The following is a 16,394-nucleotide window of genomic DNA, read 5'->3' on the forward strand; positions in this document are numbered from 1 at the left end:
TCGCGGAGTCGCGCTTACGCCTTCGGGGGCTTTCCCCGACACGCCGCCCCCGTCGCGGTGTCCGGTCTTCCGGCCACCCCGGCGGGGGCGTCGCTCCGGGGCGCCGCCCATACTCGACGTATGACCGCCTATGACGTGATCGTCCTTGCCGGAGGGGCCGCGAAGCGGCTCGGCGGCGCCGACAAGCCAGGAGTCCGGGTGGGCGGCCGGGCGCTGCTCGACCGGGTCCTCGCGGCATGCGGCGGCGCGGCTCGTACCGTCGTGGTGGGCGACCGTCGCCCGACCGCCCGGCCGGTCGTCTGGACCCGGGAAGTACCGCAGGGCGGCGGTCCGTTGGCGGCGCTGGGCGCGGGGCTGCGGCTGACGACGGCGGAGTACGTTCTCGTGCTCTCCGCCGACCTTCCGTTTCTCGGCCCGCGCACGGTCGACGCGCTGCTCGCCGCCACCGGAGAGCCCGGCCGCGAAGGCGCCCTGTGCACCGACCCCGACGGGCGCGACCAGCCGCTCGTGGCCGCGTACCGGGCCGAGCCGCTCCGCCGGGAGCTGGCCCTGATCGCCACCGAGCACGGGGGCCTCGCCGGGCTTCCGCTCCGGCTTCTGACGGCCGAGCTGGACCTCGCCCGGATCGACGCGGGGCCTGACGCCGCGTTCGACTGCGACACTTGGGACGACATCGCCGCCGCCCGAGCCCGGATCAGGGAGCATGGGGCCGTGCTGGACGAATGGATCACCTCGGTCAAGAACGAACTGGGAATCGAACTCGACGTCGATACCGGTGTCCTGCTCGACCTCGCCCGTGACGCCGCGCACGGAGTCGCCCGGCCCGCCGCTCCGCTCACGACCTTCCTGGTCGGGTACGCGGCAGCCAGGGCGAGCGCCGGTGCGGGCCCCGACGAGGCCGCCGCGGCGGTCGCAGAGGCCTCGCGCAAGGCCACCGCCCTCGCCCTGCGCTGGGAAGCGGAGGCGGCGGGGCAGGGCGGCGATGCGGCGGGCGGGGCGGAGCCCGACGCGGGCCGCGAGGGGACCGGGACACCGTGACCGGCTCCGACGGGCCGCACGGTGAGCCCGGCAGCGACTTCCGCCCCGCTGGGTCCGGCGGCGATCTCGCCCGCGAGGAGGAGGAACGGGCCGTCGAGCAGGCCCTCGCCCTGGTCGGCGGATCCGACCGGTCCGGCGGGCCGGGAGGGCACCCGAGCCGCAGCCGGGACCTCGGGGACCCCTGGGACTCCCGGGACCTCCGGGATTCCCGTGGCCACCAGGACCCTCAGGGCCCCCGGGACCCTCGTGACCTCCGGGACCCTCGTGACCTCCGGGGACTCCAGGCCTCCCGTGACCCCCAAGACCTCCGGGGACCCCGGGCCTCTCATGACCCCCAGGACCCCCGGGGACCCCAGGCTTCTCAGGCTTCCCGGAACGAGGACCTGAACGCCGACCGCAGCAGCACCCCGCACGCCGACCGCAGCAGCGACAGCCCCCCGCGCACCGCCCCGGGCAGCGACAGCCCCCCGTACGCCGACCGCGACAACGCCCCGCGCGACACCCGCACCGCCGCCACCGCCACCACCTCCCCGACACCCCCCAACGAGCAGCCGCCGCCCCCCTCCTGGACCCATGCGCGGGCCGTCGCCGACAGGGCCGGGCGGGCCCGGCCGCCCGCGACGATCCGGTTGCCGCTCGACCGTGCGCTCGGGCAGGTGCTGGCCGAGGCGCTCGGGGCGCTCACCGATCTGCCGTCCTTCGACACCTCGGCCATGGACGGCTGGGCGGTCGCCGGGCCCGGCCCCTGGGTGTTCGAGGCCGGGGCCGGGCTTCTCGCCGGACGCGGGCCGGCCGCCGCGCTGCCCGACGGCACCGCCGTACGGATCGCCACCGGCGCCCGCGTACCGCCCGACACCACCGCCGTCATCCGCAGCGAGCACGCGTACGCCGACGAGGCCAGGGGGCTGCTGCACGCCCGGCGGTCCGTGGTCACCGGGCAGGACATCCGGCCCCGGGGCCAGGAATGCCGCTCGGGCGAGCAGCTCGTCCCGGCCGGGACGGTCGTGACCCCGGCGGTGCTCGGCCTCGCCGCGGCCGCCGGGTACGACGCGCTCCCCGTCGTACCCCGTCCGCGCGTCGACATCCTCGTCCTCGGCGACGAACTGCTCACCGCCGGTCTGCCGCACGACGGGCTGATCCGGGACGCCCTCGGGCCCATGCTCGGCCCCTGGCTGCGGGCCCTCGGCGCCGAGGTCTCCGGCCCCCGCCGGCTCGGGGACGACGCCGGGGCGCTGCGCGATGCCCTCGCCTCCTCCGACGCCGACCTGATCGTCACCACCGGGGGTACCGCCGCCGGTCCGGTCGACCATGTGCACCCGGTCCTCGACGCCCTCGGGGCCGAACTGCTGGTGGACGGGGTCGCGGTCCGCCCCGGCCACCCCATGCTGCTGGCCCGGCTGTCGCCGGACGGGCCGTATGTCGTCGGGCTGCCCGGCAATCCGCTCGCGGCCGTATCGGGTCTGCTGACGCTCGCGGAGCCGCTGCTCGCGGGTATCGCGGGCCGCCCCGCCCAGGACCCGTACCGCGCCCTCGTCCATGCCGAGGTGCCCGGCCATCCGCACGACACCCGCCTCGTCCCCGTGGTCCACCGCCCGGGCCGGGCGGGCGCCCGGGACCATGTCGCGCCGCTGCGCTACAACGGTCCCGCGATGCTGCGGGGGATCGCCGCGGCGGACGGGCTGGCTGTGGTGGAGCCGGGCGGGGTACGGTCCGGCACCGAGGTGGAGATTCTGGATCTCCCATGGGCCCCGGCGACGCCGTGGACGGAGGGGTGTTTCACGTGAAACTGCCCGGCCAGGATGCGATGGCCAGGAGGGCGGACGAACTGGTCGTGCCGACGCGGGTGATGCTCCCCCGCCGGGTGGCCGTCGGTCCGGCCCGCCAGGTCGGCAAGCGCCTGCTGATGGCGCTGCTCGTGCTGGCCGCGACCGTGCTGATCGTCTGGCTCGACCGCAGTGGCTACAGCGACAGCGCCGACGGCAAGGTCGATCTGCTGGACGCGGTCTACTACGCGACGGTCACCCTCTCCACCACCGGGTACGGGGACATCACTCCCTCCAGTGACGGAGCACGGTTGATCAATGTGGTGCTCGTGACACCGCTGCGCGTGCTCTTCCTGATCATCCTGGTCGGGACCACTCTCGAAGTCCTCACGGAACGGACCCGGGAGGACTTCCGGCTGAAGCGTTGGAGAGCCAACTTGCGTGACCACACCGTCGTCGTCGGCTTCGGCACGAAGGGCCGTTCGGCGATTCTGACCCTCTGTGCCACCGGCTTGTCGAAGGACCAAATCGTCGTTGTCGACCCGGCCTCCAAGGTGATCGAGGCCGCCAACGCCGAGGGCTTCACCGGTGTGCTCGGTGACGCCACGCGCAGCGATGTGCTGCTGCGGGCCGAGCTCCAGAAGGCGCGTCAGGTCATCATCGCGACCCAGCGCGACGACACCGCCGTACTGGTGGCCCTGACCGCGCGCCAGCTGAACCGCGGGGCGAAGATCGTGGCGGCGGTCCGTGAGGAGGAGAACGCGCCCCTGCTCCGGCAGTCCGGCGCGGACGCGGTGATCACCAGCGCCAGCGCCGCCGGACGGCTGCTCGGCCTCTCCGTCCTCAGCCCGAGCGCGGGCACCGTGATGGAGGACCTGATCCAGCAGGGCAGCGGCCTCGATCTCGTCGAACGGCCGGTCATAAAGGCCGAGGTGGGCAAGAGCGTGCGGGAGACCGACGACCTGGTCGTCAGTGTGCTGCGCGGACACCGGCTGCTCGGTTACGACGATCCGGCGGCCAGCCCGCTTCAGTTGACGGACCGGGTCATCACCATCGTGCGGGCGAGCCCCAGTTCGGCCGCCGCGCCGAAGCACCCGATGCCTCCGCACCAGCGACCCTGATCGACGAGGCGCCCGCTCGGGCGCGCGCCGCGGGAGTAGCCTCGCGGCCATGCATGCGATCACGATTCCCGAACCCGGTGGCCCCGAGGCGCTCGTGTGGGCCGAGGTGCCCGATCCCGTACCCGGCGACGGCGAGGTCCTCGTCGAGGTCGTCGCCGGCGCTGTGAACCGGGCCGACGTGCTCCAGCGGCAGGGCTTCTACGATCCGCCGCCCGGCGCGTCCCCCTACCCCGGCCTGGAGTGCGCGGGCCGGATCGCCGCGCTCGGTCCCGGGGTGACCGGGTGGGCGGTCGGCGACGAGGTGTGCGCGCTGCTGTCGGGCGGCGGTTACGCGGAGAAGGTCGCCGTTCCGGCCGGCCAGCTCCTTCCCGTACCGGAGGGCGTCGACCTGGTGGAGGCCGCGGCGCTGCCCGAGGTCACCGCGACGGTGTGGTCCAACGTCTTCATGGTGTCCCACCTGCGCCCCGGTGAGACCTTCCTGGTGCACGGCGGCTCCAGCGGCATCGGCACGATGGCGATCCAGCTGGCGAAGGCGGTCGGGGCCCGGGTCGCGGTCACGGCGGGCAGCCCGGAGAAGCTCGCCCGGTGCGCCGAGCTGGGGGCGGACATCCTCATCAACTACCGCGAGCAGGACTTCGTCGAGGAGATCCGGGAGAACACCGCAGGGGCGGGGGCCGACGTCATCCTGGACATCGTCGGTGCCAAGTACCTGGAGCGGAACGTCCAGGCGCTCGCCGTCAACGGCCGCCTCGCGATCATCGGTCTCCAGGGCGGCGCCAAGGGCGAGCTGAACCTCGGCGCCCTGCTGACCAAACGGGCCGCCGTCACCGCGACCTCGCTGCGGGGCCGCCCGCTCCAGGAGAAGGCCGCCATCGTCGCCGCCGTACGCGAGCACGTGTGGCCGCTGATCGGCGGCGGGGTGGTCAAGCCCGTGGTGGACCGGGCGCTGCCGATGGCGGACGCCGCCGAGGCGCACCGGGTGCTGGAGTCCAGCGCGCACATCGGCAAGGTGCTGCTGGTGGCGCCGTCGGCCGGCTGATCAGGACCGTTCCCGGTCCGGGCCGGGCCCGGACCGGGAACGGACAAGGGTCTACAGATACGGGCCCGAGCGGATCGGGCCGTGCGGGTCCGCGCCGCCTTCCTCGTCCTCGTGGGCCATACCGGGCGGCAGGGCGCGGCGCATCTGCTCCAGCTGGGCGCGGGCCGCCATCTGCTGGGCGAACAGCGCCGTCTGGATGCCGTGGAAGAGGCCCTCCAGCCAGCCCACCAGCTGGGCCTGGGCGATCCGCAGTTCGGCCTCGGAGGGCACCGACTCCTCGGTGAACGGCAGGGAGAGCCGCTCCAGCTCCTCGACCAGCTCGGGCGCAAGGCCGTCCTCCAGCTCCTTCACGGAGCTGGCGTGGATCTCCTTGAGCCGGACCCGGCTCGCCTCGTCGAGAGGAGCCGCCCTGACCTCCTCCAGAAGCTGCTTGATCATGCTGCCGATGCGCATGACCTTCGCGGGCTGTTCCACCATTTCCGTCACCGGGACCTCGCGCGACTCGTCGTCACTGGCACCGCCGCCGATAGCCATTCCGTCCTGGCCCACGACAAGGACCTGCGGGTGCTCCTGCGACCGGTCATTCCTCGGCATTTCCATGCCGCCATTGTCTCGCACACATGCCGTACACCACGGTGGTGCCCCCGAAAACGGAAGATCCACCGTCTTCGGGGGCACCCGAACCCTTCCGGGAAGCCCGGATGTGCCGTTCAGCCCGCGCGCCGGGCCAGGGTCAGCCGGGAACTGGTGAGACCGGCGGCCAGCAGTCCGGCGAGCACCGGGACGACCAGGGCCAGCAGCCCGATGGTCTCCCACGGCATCACGATCGGCGTGTACGCCGACTCCATCGGATCGTCGCGCATGTCCGCCAGCGCCGCCCGCAGGTCGGTCAGGCGCAGGGCGACCGCGGGTACGAGCCCCGCCGCCGTGCCCAGCAGCACTCCGGTCAGGGCGACGACCAGGCACTGGAAGCCGGACAGCGAACGCCGTACGCCCGGGGGCGCGCCCACCGCGCTGAGGGTGGTGAGGTCGGCCTCCGCGTCGGCCTTGGACAGCCCCGTCGTGATGGCCGCCGCGCCCAGGGTGACCACACCGGCGAAGAGGGCGAGGATCAGCAGGATCGTGTCATCCTGGGTCCGGTAGATCTCGTTCGAGTGCATCAGGTACGCGCGGTTCCCGGCCCGGTCGAGCGCCGCGTGGGCCGCCTGGGTCTCGGCGTCCGTGGCGTCGCGGTGGAGCGCGTAGAAGCTGCCGTGGTCCTCGACGTGCAGCCCGAGCCGCTCGGCGGCCTTCTCCGGCATGACCATCCGGATGCCGGGGGTCGCCGCGAAGCGGTCCGGCGCGACGTACACCTTCAGCCGGTCCGTGGTGGTGCGGGCCTTGCCGGGGTGCTGGGCCCGGTTCTTCTTGTCCCGGTCGTTGTAGGTGTGGGTGGCCTTGAGGGTGACCTCGCCGTTCTTCGCGTACGCCGGGTTCAGCAGGACGGGGACGCCCTCGGCCAGGGCCTTCGCGGCCGCCGGGTCGTCGAGCTCCACGTAGGTGGCGAGGACGTCCGGGCCCCCGATGACGATCTTGTGGTCACCGGTGCCGAACGCGACCATCGTGTAGTTCTCGTCCATGCAGGCCGGGGAGTTCACCATCCGCTTGTGCTCGTCGGCGGAGAGCCGCAGGGCGAGTTCCTTGGCGCCCTCGCCCTTGAGCGGGCAGTTGTGGCCCTTGCCGGTGGGCTTGACGAGTTCGAGGGTGCCGCAGCCGTTCTCCTCCTCGTAGTAGACCGAGCAGTCGCTGCCGGCCCAGACCCGCCCGAAGTCGGCGGGCCTGCCGCTGACCGGGTAGTTCTGCTCGACGGCGGCCCGGGAGCGGGGGAGATCGGCGTTCGCGCCGGTGTCGGACGCCGACAGCGCGACGGTGCCCGGCGTCATGTTGGGCACGAAGCGGTACTCCTGCTCGGCGGCGTAGCTGCTGGTGTACGTGGCGATGGCGACGCTGCCCGCGACGGCCGCCATCACGGCGGCGACGGCGGGTGCCGTACGGCCACGGTTGCGGGCCGCGTCGCGCAGGGCGATCCGCGGCGTCAGCGGGAGCCGTCGGCCGAGCCGGCCGAGGAAGCCGACGATCACCGGGATGCAGCCGAGCACGCCCAGTTCGGCCAGGACGGACCCGCCGGCGACGAAGCCGGTGTCGCCGGCCACCGCGCCCCAGACCGCGATGCCGATGCCCGCAGTGAGTGTGATGACGCCGATCACGGGCAGCACGCGGGAGCTGCGGCGGGTGCCGCGCCGGCCGGTGAGCGACTCCAGGACCGACTGGCGGCCCGCGACGATCGCCGGGGCGAGCGCGGCGAGGACGCCGGTGACCAGGCCGAGCGCGGCGATGGCGAGGATCTCCCAGGGCCGTACGGTGAGTTCGCCGAAGCGGTTGCCCGTGTAGTCCTCGATCATCGGGCGGAACAGGGCGGTCAGGCCGAACCCGGCGCCGACCCCGGCCACCGCGCCGACCCCGCCGAGCACCGCGCCGCCCGCGAGCACCACGGCCCTGACCTGGCCCCGGCTGCCGCCGCACGAGCCGACCAGACCCAGCTGGCGGCGCGAACGCCGCGCGCCCACGGCGAACGCCGGACCGGCCAGCAGCACGATCTCCAGGACGGCCATGGCGGCCACCGTGAGGACCGCCGCGGTGGTCTCCTTCTCGGTGGAGAACCCGCTGCTCATCCCGGCCATCGGAACTTCGGAGTCCGGCGGCGGGTTCAGGGCGACCTGGCGGGACGTGACCACCACGCCCCTCTCGTTGGCCGCGAGGATGTCCTGCCAGGTCACGCCCGCCCCGGCCGGCCCCTTCACCAGCCACTTCAGGTCGCTCGGCTGGGGCGGCAGGATGCTCTTGTCGCGGGCGGCGGCCTTCTGCCACGGGGCGATGACCGAGCCGGGGAGCGCGTAGAGCGCGTCCGCCCGCAGGTCGGCGGGGAGTTCGACCGTGCCGGTGAGGGTGTAGGTCTGCTCGGGGCCGCGCACGGTGACGCGGTCGCCGATGGACAGCCCGGCCGACTTGACGAAGTCCGAGGTCGCGGCGATCTCGGACTTCGTACGCGGGTAGGCGCCGTCGGTCAGCTCGATCCGGCCGCGCAGCATCGGGTCGGAGACGCGCAGTTCGCTGATCTCGGCGTCGGCGATGCCGTGCCGGGTGGTCACCGACGCGGGCGCGCTCCGCTCGGTGAGGTACCGCGAGCCCTTCGGGAAGGTGGCCGGTACGTCGACCGGCGTCGCCTGCTCCTCGGGGGTCGGGTCGGGGGCGCCCTCGGGAGTGCTCCAGTTGATGCCGTCGGGCATCTGCTGAAGCTTCACCGGGCCGATGCTCGTGGCCGTGAACCGGGCGTCGGCCGACCCCAGTTCCGCCGTCAGCTCCTCGGCCTTGGTGGGCAGGGCACTGCGGTAGGTGAGGTCGGCGGCGGTCACACCGAGGACCGGCAGGGCGATCATCGCGACGACCAGGGCGCTGCGGCCCTTGGCCCGTGCCGCGTCGCGCCGGGCTATGCGGAAGGCCGCGCGCCAACCGGGGAGAGGGTTCACGCGGTGGCCTCGGTGGTTCCGGCGGCGAGCAGGGAGTCGGCTCCCGCGGTCGCCGTCTGGTCGACGATCGAGCCGTCCCGGAGGAACACGACCCGGTCGGCCCAGGCCGCGTACCGGGGCTCATGGGTCACCATGACGCCGGCCGCGCCCTGGTCGCAGCGGGTGCGCAGCAGGGCGAGGACGGCCTCGCCGGTCTCGGAGTCGAGCGCTCCGGTCGGCTCGTCGGCGAGCACGAGGCGCCGGTCGCCGACGAGGGCGCGGGCGATGGCGACGCGCTGCTGCTGGCCGCCGGACATCTCGTCGGGGAAGCGGTCGGCGATCGCTTCGAGCTTCATCTCGGCCAGGGCGGCGAGGGCTTCCTTGCGGGCCTTGCGCACCGAGACGCCGTCGAGTTCGCGGGGCAGCGCGATGTTCTCGGCGGCGGTCAGGGCGGGGATGAGGTTGTAGTCCTGGAAGACGTAGCCGACGCTGCGGCGGCGCAGGGCGGCCATGCCCTTGGGGCCGAGGGCCGCGATGTCCTGGCCCTCGATGACGACCTGGCCGCTCGTGGCGGTGTCGAGCCCGCCGGCCAGGGTCAGCAGGGTGGACTTGCCGGAGCCGGAGGGGCCCATCACGGCGACCAGTTCGCCCGGGTGCACCGAGAGGTTGATCCCGCGCAGGGCGTGCACCTCGGCGACGCCGGAGCCATGGGTACGGGTCAGCGCCCGCAGTTCGAGTACGGGGCTGCCGCCGGGCGTCCCGGAGGACGACGGGGGCGGCTGGGTTGCGGACGCGGGCATGGCGGGTGGTTCCCCCTAGGAACAAGCTGGTGACGAGCGAGATATGGAGCTGGGCCGGGAGACGCCGGCGTCAGCGCTGGGAGCGGGTCCGGCCGGCGAGCGAACGGGCCGGACCGCGGGTGGCCGCCGGGCCGGGCTCGGCGGAGGGCTCGGTGGCGGCGGCCTCGGCGAGGCGGACGAGCCGGGACTCGCAGTGGTCGAGCCAGCGGGCCTCGGCCTCCGCCTGGAAGATCAGCTGCTCCACGACGAGGAGCCAGGCGACCTCGTCCCGGTTGGCGGGGACGTCGGCCAGGGCCTGGGCCTTGAGCCGGGTGTAGTCCTGCATCGCCTTGAGCGTGTGGTGGCGCTGGGACTGGATGACGTCCCGGATGTCGACGCCCGGGGCCCCCACGGCCATGGCGAGCTTGATGGCCAGCTCGTCGCGGGGCGGACTGGTGCGGTCGACGGGGGTCTCGAACCAGCTGCGCAGTTCGGCGCGTCCCTCGTCGGTGATCGCGTAGAGGTCGTGCCCGGCGTCGTCCGAGCCGTCCTGGACGATCAGGCCGTCGCGCTCCAGACGGCTGAGCGTCGTGTAGACCTGGCCGACGTTCAGGGGCCAGGTGGAGCCGGTGCGCGACTCGAACTCGGTGCGGAGCTGGGACCCGTAACGAGGGCCCCGCTCCAGCAGGGCCAGCAGGCCGTGGCGAATGGACATACTGAGTATGTATACCGAGTATGTTCGTCCTGGCAAGTCTCGTCGGAGCCGGATCCGGGGGGTGTGACGCTCAGTTCGGGCGGCGCATACGGAATGCGAGGAAGCCGAGTCCCAGGCCGATCAGAGCGATGCCCGTACCGAGCGAGACCTCCTGCACCCGCCGTACGGCCGCGGCGTCCAGCGCCTGCCCGGACCGCTGCCCCGGATCGCGGAACGCGTCGGACGGCGGGGTGGAAGCGGGCAGGTCAACGGGGTCCGCGAGGGCTTCCTCGGCCTCCTCCGGCGGCTCCTCCTCGACGGGATCCTCGGCCCGCGCCAGCTCCATCGGCGACAGCGACCGCCCGGGACGCGCCTTGCCTGCCCCGGCCTCGCGCCCGGCCAGGGGGGCGGTCGACCCGGAGACGTCGGGCGAAGCGGAAGGCGAGGAGGACGCATCCGACGCCTCGGCCTCGGCCCCGGAACCGGCTCCGTCGGGGGTCTGCGCGCCGGCCTCGCTCGCTGCCGGGGAGGCCGGGCCCGGCCAGGTCCCCGACGCTCCGGAAGCCGGGACACCGGTGGGCAGGGGCAGCGGGACGGGCAGCGCGGAAGGGAGCCCCGAGGGCGACGTGGAGCCCGACGCGGAGCCCGCCGGAACGGACGGCGGGGAGGCCGGAGAGGACGGGGCGGCGGATGCGGTGGCGGCGGGGCTCGACGTCTCCGGGGCCGTGGCGGTGACGGACGGCGGACCGTCGGGCGCCGATGAACCGTGCGCGGATCCGGCCGACGGCCCCAGCGCCGCTCCGGCCGCTGCCAGCAGACAGACCGCACACCTCGACGACCATGCGGCCGGAAGTCCTGGAGCCATGAGATCAGCGTCACACGGGCCCCCGTATCCGGCATCCCGGACGCGGTAACCGGAAGTCAGGGGCCTGTTAACGGTCCACGTACCGGTCCATGACGAAGATCCGGCGAGATCCGTGAACCGTAACGATCACCTTCGGACACCGACGTTTCAGGAGGGCTTGCCGGTGTTCAGGACGGCTTGCCCGTGGTTCAGGACGGCTTGCCGGTGGTTCAGGACGGCTTGCCGGTGGAGACCTTCAGCTCGAAGTGGGCGCCGCGCTCAGGGACCGCCGTGCCGGAGGACGGGAACTGGCCGACGACCTGGCCGTCGGCGTAGGTGTTGCCCGGCTCCTCGATCTCCTTGATCGTCCACCCCGCGGCGGCCGCGCACGCCTTCGCCGAGAGGATGTCCTTGTAGACGAAGTTCGGTGCCTGGACCTTCTTCGGGTCGTTGGAGTCCTCGGAGGCGTTCGAGCACGCCGTGTCCTTCATCGTCCGGTTGCGCTCCGGCGGACGGTAGCCCTCCACCTGTTCCGTGCCCGAGTCGCCGCCCTTGCCCGCGTCGTCGTTCTTGTCGCCGCCCTGGAGGGCGATCGCGGTGATCAGGCCGCCGACGGCCAGCAGGGCCACGACGATCGAGCCGACGATGACCGGCATGTTCCGCTTCGAGCCGCCGCCACCGGTGGTGCCGACGGCCGTCGCGTGCTGCGGGCTGATCGAGTACGGCGGCGGGGTCTGGTGCGACAGCTGGCCCGGGGTCGGGTAGCCCTGGACCTGGCCGGACTGCGGGTAGCCGTAGCTCGGCGTGGGCGCCGGGGTCGGCTGGCCGTACGGACCCGGCTGCTGGTGCGGATGCGGCTGGTACGGCGTCTGGACGCTCTGGGGCGCCGGGGTGCTCTGGTCGACCGGCGGGAACACCGCCGAGCCGACGCCGGAGCCGCTGTTGGCCGGCCCGCCGCCGGACACGATCATCGGGGCGCCGGTCTGGCCGCCGGAGGCGTTCAGCACGCGGGCGATCTCGTCGCGCATCGCGGCGGCGCTGGGGAAGCGCTCGTTCGGGTTCTTCTTGAGCGCGCGGGCGACGAGGGCGTCCATCGCCGGGGTGACCGACCGGTTGATGCTGGAGGGCGCGACCGGCTCCTCCTGCACATGCGCGTACGCGATGGCCAGCGGCGAGTCCGCGTCGAACGGGATCCGGCCGGTGAGCAGCTGGAAGAGCATGATGCCCACCGAGTACAGGTCGGACCGGGCGTCGACGCCGCGGCCGAGGGCCTGCTCGGGGGAGAGGTACTGCGGGGTTCCGACGACCATGCCGGTCTGGGTCATCGAGGTGACGCCGGACTGCATGGCGCGGGCGATGCCGAAGTCCATGACCTTGACGACGCCGCGCTTGGTCATCATCACGTTGCCCGGCTTGATGTCCCGGTGGACCAGGCCCATCTCGTGGCTGGTCTCCAGGGCGGCGAGCACGTCAGCCGTCACCTTGAGGGCCTTGTCGGCGGGCATCGCGCCGTGATCGCGGATGTCGGCGGCCAGCACCGAGCCGAGCGGCTGCCCCTCGACGTACTCCATGACGATGTACGGCATCAGCGCACCGCCGAGCTCGTCCTCGCCGGTGTCGAAGACGGAGACGATGTTGGTGTGCTGGAGCTTGGCGACGGCCTGCGCCTCGCGCCGGAAGCGCTCGCGGAAGGACTGCTCGCGGCCGAGCTCGGTGTGCAGGGTCTTGATGGCGACCTGGCGGTCCAGGGCGGAGTCGTAGGCCAGATATACGGAAGCCATCCCGCCCTCGCCGAGCAGGTCGCGCAGCTGGTAGCGGCCGCCCGCGACCGCCCCGCCCGCATAGCGGCCCTGTGCGCCGTCCTGGCTCATGACTTGCATCCCCCTCGGCGGCGCGCGGTCGCACGCGGTGTTTCTGTCCGACGTGTTTCTGTCTGACGTGATTGCGTGCGGCGCGGTTCCCGTACAACGCGATTACGCGCCAAGTCTGCCGTAGGGGTCCGACACGTCAAGCCGGGTGCCCGTTCCGTGACCCTACGCACAAGAAGCGTCTCGGAAGCGTTACAGGAAACGCATCAAATGCATCGGGAGGACGCGCCGGGCGGTCCGATGATCCTGCCGGAGCGGAACCGGGGTGTCCGGCGGAGGCTGTAGCGTGACGTGGCAATGCAGCAAGTGCAGCAAGGCACCGTGAGAACCCGCGGACGCGCGGACAGATACGACGGCGAGGACTGATGGCACCCGATTCCGAAGCAAACGGCGGCGGAGTCTCGGATGGCACCGACTCCTGGGGCGTCGGCGGCGTCGTCGGTGACGGCCGTTACCGGATGACCCACCGGCTCGGCCGGGGCGGCATGGCAGAGGTCTACGCGGCGGAGGACGTCCGGCTCGGACGCACGGTCGCGGTGAAGCTGCTCCGCTCCGATCTGGCCGAGGACCCGGTCTCCAAGGCCCGCTTCACCCGCGAGGCACAGTCCGTCGCGGGCCTCAACCACCATGCGATCGTCGCCGTGTACGACTCCGGCGAGGACGTCGTGGGCGGCCAGACCGTCCCGTACATCGTGATGGAACTGGTCGAGGGCCGCACGATCCGCGATCTGCTCCTGACCGCCGAGGCCCCGCCGCCCGAGCAGGCGCTGATCATCGTCTCGGGGGTGCTGGAGGCCCTCGCGTACTCGCACCAGCACGGCATCGTGCACCGCGACATCAAGCCCGCCAACGTGATCATCACGGATTCCGGCGCGGTCAAGGTGATGGACTTCGGCATCGCCCGCGCGCTGCACGGCGCGCAGTCGACGATGACCCAGACCGGCATGGTCATGGGCACGCCGCAGTACCTCTCCCCCGAGCAGGCCCTCGGCAAGGCCGTCGACCACCGGTCCGACCTGTACGCCACCGGCTGCCTGCTCTACGAGCTGCTGGCGCTGCGGCCCCCGTTCACCGGTGAGACCCCGCTCTCGGTGGTCTACCAGCACGTCCAGGACCTCCCGGTGCCGCCGTCCGAGGTCTCGGACGTGGTGCCGCCGGAGCTGGACGGGATGGTGATGCGCTCGCTGGCGAAGGACCCGGACGACCGGTTCCAGAGCGCCGAGGAGATGCGCGGACTCGTCCAGTACAGCCTCCAGATGCTCCAGGTGCAGGGCGGTCACACGGGCACCTGGAACACCGGCCCGGTCACGCTGCACGAGGGCGGCCAGACCCCGCCGCACGGAATGACCGGCTCCACCCGCGCGATGGGCACGGGGCACCCGATGCACGGGGACACCTCGCAGGGCCCGATCCTGCCCCCGTACAACCCGGACGACGGCGGTTACGACGGCGGCGGGCAGCGGCGCTCCGGCGGGCGCGGCAAGATGTGGCTCTTCGTGCTGCTCGCGCTGATCGCGATCGGCGCGGGCGTCGCCTTCGCCCTCAACGCGGCGCAGGGCGACGACGACAAGAAGAAGCCGGTCACCCCGTCCACCTCGGTCAGCCAGTCCGAGGAGGAGCCGTCGGACGAGCCGTCCGAGGAGGAGAGCGAGGAGCCGGAGCAGCCGGACACCTCCAACGGCGGTCAGACGCAGCCCAACCCGCCGCCGTACACCCCTCCTCCGACCCAGAGCCAGCCCTCGTTCACCCCGGACCCGACCCCGACCGACACGGACGCCGGTACGTCGGACGGCAGCACCAACGAGGGCGGCAGCGGGGAGCCCACGGGCGAGCCCACGGACCCGACGACCGACCCGGGTACCTCGGCCGGAACCGACGACGGTGGGGCCGGCGGGGACGACGGCGGTACGGGGACGACGCCCGGCGACACGTCGCTGGGCGCCACGGCGGGGTAAGGCACCCACCGGAGCCGGCCGGCGCAGGCCGGTTCGCGCCTCGAAGGCCGTTCACTCCGTGAAGGCCGCTCACTCCGTGAAGGCCGCGCACACCGCCTCGTACTCGCGCGTCCACCACACCGCCAGGGCCGACACCGCGGGAAACTGCGGGTCGGCCCTGCGGTCGTCCAGGCGGTAGCGCCAGCGCAGTATCCAGAAGTCGTTGAGCCGCTCCCACCACACCCGGTGCACCGCGGCCGCCAGCTCCCCGGCCCCCGCTCCGGCGGCCCGCCGGTACGCACGGGCGTACGCGCGTACCTTCGCGAGGTCCAGCTCCCCGGCCGGCCGGACGAAGAAGATCGCCGCCGCCCGTACCGCCTCCTCGGCGCGCGGCTGTACGTCCAGCCGGTCCCAGTCCACGATCGCGACCGGGTCGGCGCCCCGGTAGAGCAGGTTCAGCGGGTGGAAGTCCCCGTGCACCCAGCCGGTGGCGGGCCCCTCGGGTGTGGGCGGGCGGCGGTGGGCGTGCTGTTCGAGCAGGGCGCGGCGCTCCACGAGCCGGTGCACGGCGAGTTCGTCGAAGGCGTCGCGCGGGGTGTCCCGGCCGTCCTCTCCGCGCGCGGCGGCCAGCAGGTCGTCGATCAGCGCGAAGGTGTCGGCGGCGTCGGGGCTGTGGTGTCCCGGCCGGGCGGGCGGGCTCGCGCGGGGCGGGCCGTCGCGCGGGGCCATCACCTGCTCCAGGCCGGTGTGCACGGTGCCGAGGAGCGTGCCGAGCCGGCGCGACTGGGCGAGGGTCAGCTGGGCGCCGACCCGGTGGAGGCCGTCGACCCAGGGGTGCAGGGCGTAGCAGCGTTCGCCGATCATGGTGACGGTGTCGCCCCGGGTGTCCGTCAGCGGCGGCACGACGGGGACGCCGAGCGACTGGAGGCGCTGGGTGGCGCGGTGCTGGCGCACGATCGCGGCGCGTTCGCCGCTGGTGTCGTCCAGGTGCCTCTTGTCGAGATGGTGCTTGAGGAAGTAGGAACCGCTCGTCGTGGAGACGCGGTATCCGTGGTTCAGCAGGCCCTTGGTGATCGGCTCGCAGGCGAGCGGCTCGCCCACGCCCGGATATCGGCGCAGCACCTTGCCGACCGGGGGCACAGGTGGACGAGTGACATATGAGCGCGGCACTTACCAGATGTTAGATCACTCTGCGTGGCCGATTTGCGGACTTGCGGTGACGCCCACCGGTGCGCTAGAGGGGCCTGGAGGGGCACGTCTCAGAAGTCCAGCGTGTGTTCCGTGACGAAGTGCGGATCGACCCGGAGGTACGCCGGCGCGTAGGGCTCCCCGTTGACGCTGACGGGGGCCGCGCCGAACAGTTCCTCCTGCTCGGGGCGGAGGTGCACGATCTCGGCGGGCCCGGTGAACTGCACCGACCACAGGTTGCCGCCGTCGCCCGAGGCCGCGTCGTTGTAGTTGTCCGCCCCGTACGCGACGACGCTCCCGTTGCACGCCTCGTGATGGCCGAAACCCCGGTGCATCCGCAGCAGGATGCGGCCGTCGCTCACGATGTGCCGGGCCACCGCCAGGAACGGCAGGGCCCGCATGCTGGTCGCGAGACGGCCGTAGCGGACCCGGCGGAGCAGATCGAGCGGCTCGGCCGGCCCGGTCCGCTCGATCGTGCCGACCGCGCGGCGTTCGCGGGGGGAGCCGTGGGAGTCGAAGGACATGGCTTCCACTGTCCCCCGGGCGTAGGGGCCGCGTAAGAGTCGCCTGCCCCGGGTGGC

General features: G+C 73.1%; 13 protein-coding genes. 5 read left to right on the forward strand and 8 right to left on the reverse strand.

Translation table 11 applies throughout. The features are described 5' to 3' along the window. Positions 1-120: 120 nt before the first annotated feature. Genes A3Q37_RS12290 through A3Q37_RS12305 form a run of 4 tightly spaced genes read left to right on the forward strand, consistent with a single transcriptional unit; the run spans position 121 to position 4,961 of the window. Entirely contained in the window at positions 121-1,038 is a 918-nt protein-coding gene (locus A3Q37_RS12290; protein WP_065482381.1) for an NTP transferase domain-containing protein, read from the forward strand. Beyond that, the gene (locus A3Q37_RS35600; protein ID WP_079137763.1) at positions 1,035-2,822 is read left to right on the forward strand and encodes a molybdopterin molybdotransferase MoeA; all 1,788 of its coding nucleotides are present in this window, start codon (positions 1,035-1,037) and stop codon (positions 2,820-2,822) included. Before A3Q37_RS12290 ends, A3Q37_RS35600 begins: the two co-directional genes overlap by 4 nt. Then, a complete protein-coding gene (locus A3Q37_RS12300) occupies positions 2,780-3,922 on the forward strand; it encodes a TrkA family potassium uptake protein (RefSeq protein WP_065482384.1) in 1,143 nt (380 codons plus the stop codon). The genes A3Q37_RS35600 and A3Q37_RS12300 overlap by 43 nt, the downstream gene beginning before the upstream one ends. A 49-nt stretch (positions 3,923-3,971) precedes the next feature. Then, positions 3,972-4,961: an NAD(P)H-quinone oxidoreductase gene (locus tag A3Q37_RS12305; RefSeq protein WP_065482387.1), complete on the forward strand. Its 990-nt coding sequence runs from the start codon at positions 3,972-3,974 to the stop codon at positions 4,959-4,961. Positions 4,962-5,012: 51 nt separating this feature from the next. Here the strand turns inward: A3Q37_RS12305 and A3Q37_RS12310 are convergent, their stop codons facing one another. The 6 genes from A3Q37_RS12310 to A3Q37_RS12335 all read right to left on the reverse strand — a co-directional run bounded on the left by A3Q37_RS12310 (position 5,013) and on the right by A3Q37_RS12335 (position 12,694). Then, entirely contained in the window at positions 5,013-5,561 is a 549-nt protein-coding gene (locus A3Q37_RS12310; RefSeq protein ID WP_006125928.1) for a bacterial proteasome activator family protein, read from the reverse strand. 110 nt (positions 5,562-5,671) lie between these two features. Further along, positions 5,672-8,527: an FtsX-like permease family protein gene (locus tag A3Q37_RS12315; RefSeq protein ID WP_065482390.1), complete on the reverse strand. Its 2,856-nt coding sequence runs from the start codon at positions 8,525-8,527 to the stop codon at positions 5,672-5,674. Then, entirely contained in the window at positions 8,524-9,306 is a 783-nt protein-coding gene (locus A3Q37_RS12320; protein WP_065482396.1) for an ABC transporter ATP-binding protein, read from the reverse strand. Before A3Q37_RS12320 ends, A3Q37_RS12315 begins: the two co-directional genes overlap by 4 nt. A 70-nt stretch (positions 9,307-9,376) precedes the next feature. Beyond that, positions 9,377-10,000, reverse strand: a complete 624-nt coding sequence (locus A3Q37_RS12325; protein ID WP_065482399.1) for a PadR family transcriptional regulator — start codon at positions 9,998-10,000, stop codon at positions 9,377-9,379. A 70-nt stretch (positions 10,001-10,070) separates the two neighbouring features. After that, positions 10,071-10,844: a hypothetical protein gene (locus A3Q37_RS12330; RefSeq protein WP_065482405.1), complete on the reverse strand. Its 774-nt coding sequence runs from the start codon at positions 10,842-10,844 to the stop codon at positions 10,071-10,073. A 209-nt stretch (positions 10,845-11,053) separates the two neighbouring features. Further along, positions 11,054-12,694, reverse strand: coding sequence for a protein kinase domain-containing protein (locus tag A3Q37_RS12335; RefSeq protein WP_065482408.1), 1,641 nt, complete (start codon positions 12,692-12,694; stop codon positions 11,054-11,056). Between the two features lie 362 nt (positions 12,695-13,056). Here A3Q37_RS12335 and A3Q37_RS12340 point away from each other — a divergent pair, with 362 nt between their 5' ends. Continuing rightward, on the forward strand, positions 13,057-14,646 hold the full coding sequence (locus A3Q37_RS12340; RefSeq protein ID WP_065482414.1) for a protein kinase domain-containing protein: 1,590 nt from the start codon (positions 13,057-13,059) through the stop codon (positions 14,644-14,646). Positions 14,647-14,715: 69 nt separating this feature from the next. On the opposite strand, the gene A3Q37_RS12345 is transcribed toward A3Q37_RS12340, so the two are convergent. Next, positions 14,716-15,747 carry a phosphotransferase gene (locus A3Q37_RS12345; protein ID WP_065482588.1) on the reverse strand — a complete coding sequence of 344 codons (1,032 nt, stop codon included), beginning with the start codon at positions 15,745-15,747 and terminating at the stop codon, positions 14,716-14,718. Between the two features lie 137 nt (positions 15,748-15,884). Continuing rightward, the gene (locus tag A3Q37_RS12350) at positions 15,885-16,337 is read right to left on the reverse strand and encodes a pyridoxamine 5'-phosphate oxidase family protein (protein ID WP_065482417.1); all 453 of its coding nucleotides are present in this window, start codon (positions 16,335-16,337) and stop codon (positions 15,885-15,887) included. Positions 16,338-16,394 lie beyond the last annotated feature (57 nt).

This window comes from Streptomyces sp. PTY087I2 (genome assembly GCF_001687325.1).
Lineage (GTDB): Bacteria > Actinomycetota > Actinomycetes > Streptomycetales > Streptomycetaceae > Streptomyces.

Excerpts from the sequence above, each read along its gene's own strand:
- A3Q37_RS12290 (WP_065482381.1), top strand. The coding sequence starts at position 121 with ATGACCGCCTATGACGTGATCGTCCTTGCCGGAGGGGCCGCGAAGCGG.
- A3Q37_RS12300 (WP_065482384.1), top strand. The coding sequence starts at position 2,780 with ATGGGCCCCGGCGACGCCGTGGACGGAGGGGTGTTTCACGTGAAACTG.
- A3Q37_RS12305 (WP_065482387.1), top strand. The coding sequence starts at position 3,972 with ATGCATGCGATCACGATTCCCGAACCCGGTGGCCCCGAGGCGCTCGTG.
- A3Q37_RS12310 (WP_006125928.1), bottom strand. The coding sequence starts at position 5,561 with ATGGAAATGCCGAGGAATGACCGGTCGCAGGAGCACCCGCAGGTCCTT.
- A3Q37_RS12320 (WP_065482396.1), bottom strand. The coding sequence starts at position 9,306 with ATGCCCGCGTCCGCAACCCAGCCGCCCCCGTCGTCCTCCGGGACGCCC.
- A3Q37_RS12325 (WP_065482399.1), bottom strand. The coding sequence starts at position 10,000 with ATGTCCATTCGCCACGGCCTGCTGGCCCTGCTGGAGCGGGGCCCTCGT.
- A3Q37_RS12330 (WP_065482405.1), bottom strand. The coding sequence starts at position 10,844 with ATGGCTCCAGGACTTCCGGCCGCATGGTCGTCGAGGTGTGCGGTCTGT.
- A3Q37_RS12335 (WP_065482408.1), bottom strand. The coding sequence starts at position 12,694 with ATGAGCCAGGACGGCGCACAGGGCCGCTATGCGGGCGGGGCGGTCGCG.
- A3Q37_RS12340 (WP_065482414.1), top strand. The coding sequence starts at position 13,057 with ATGGCACCCGATTCCGAAGCAAACGGCGGCGGAGTCTCGGATGGCACC.
- A3Q37_RS12350 (WP_065482417.1), bottom strand. The coding sequence starts at position 16,337 with ATGTCCTTCGACTCCCACGGCTCCCCCCGCGAACGCCGCGCGGTCGGC.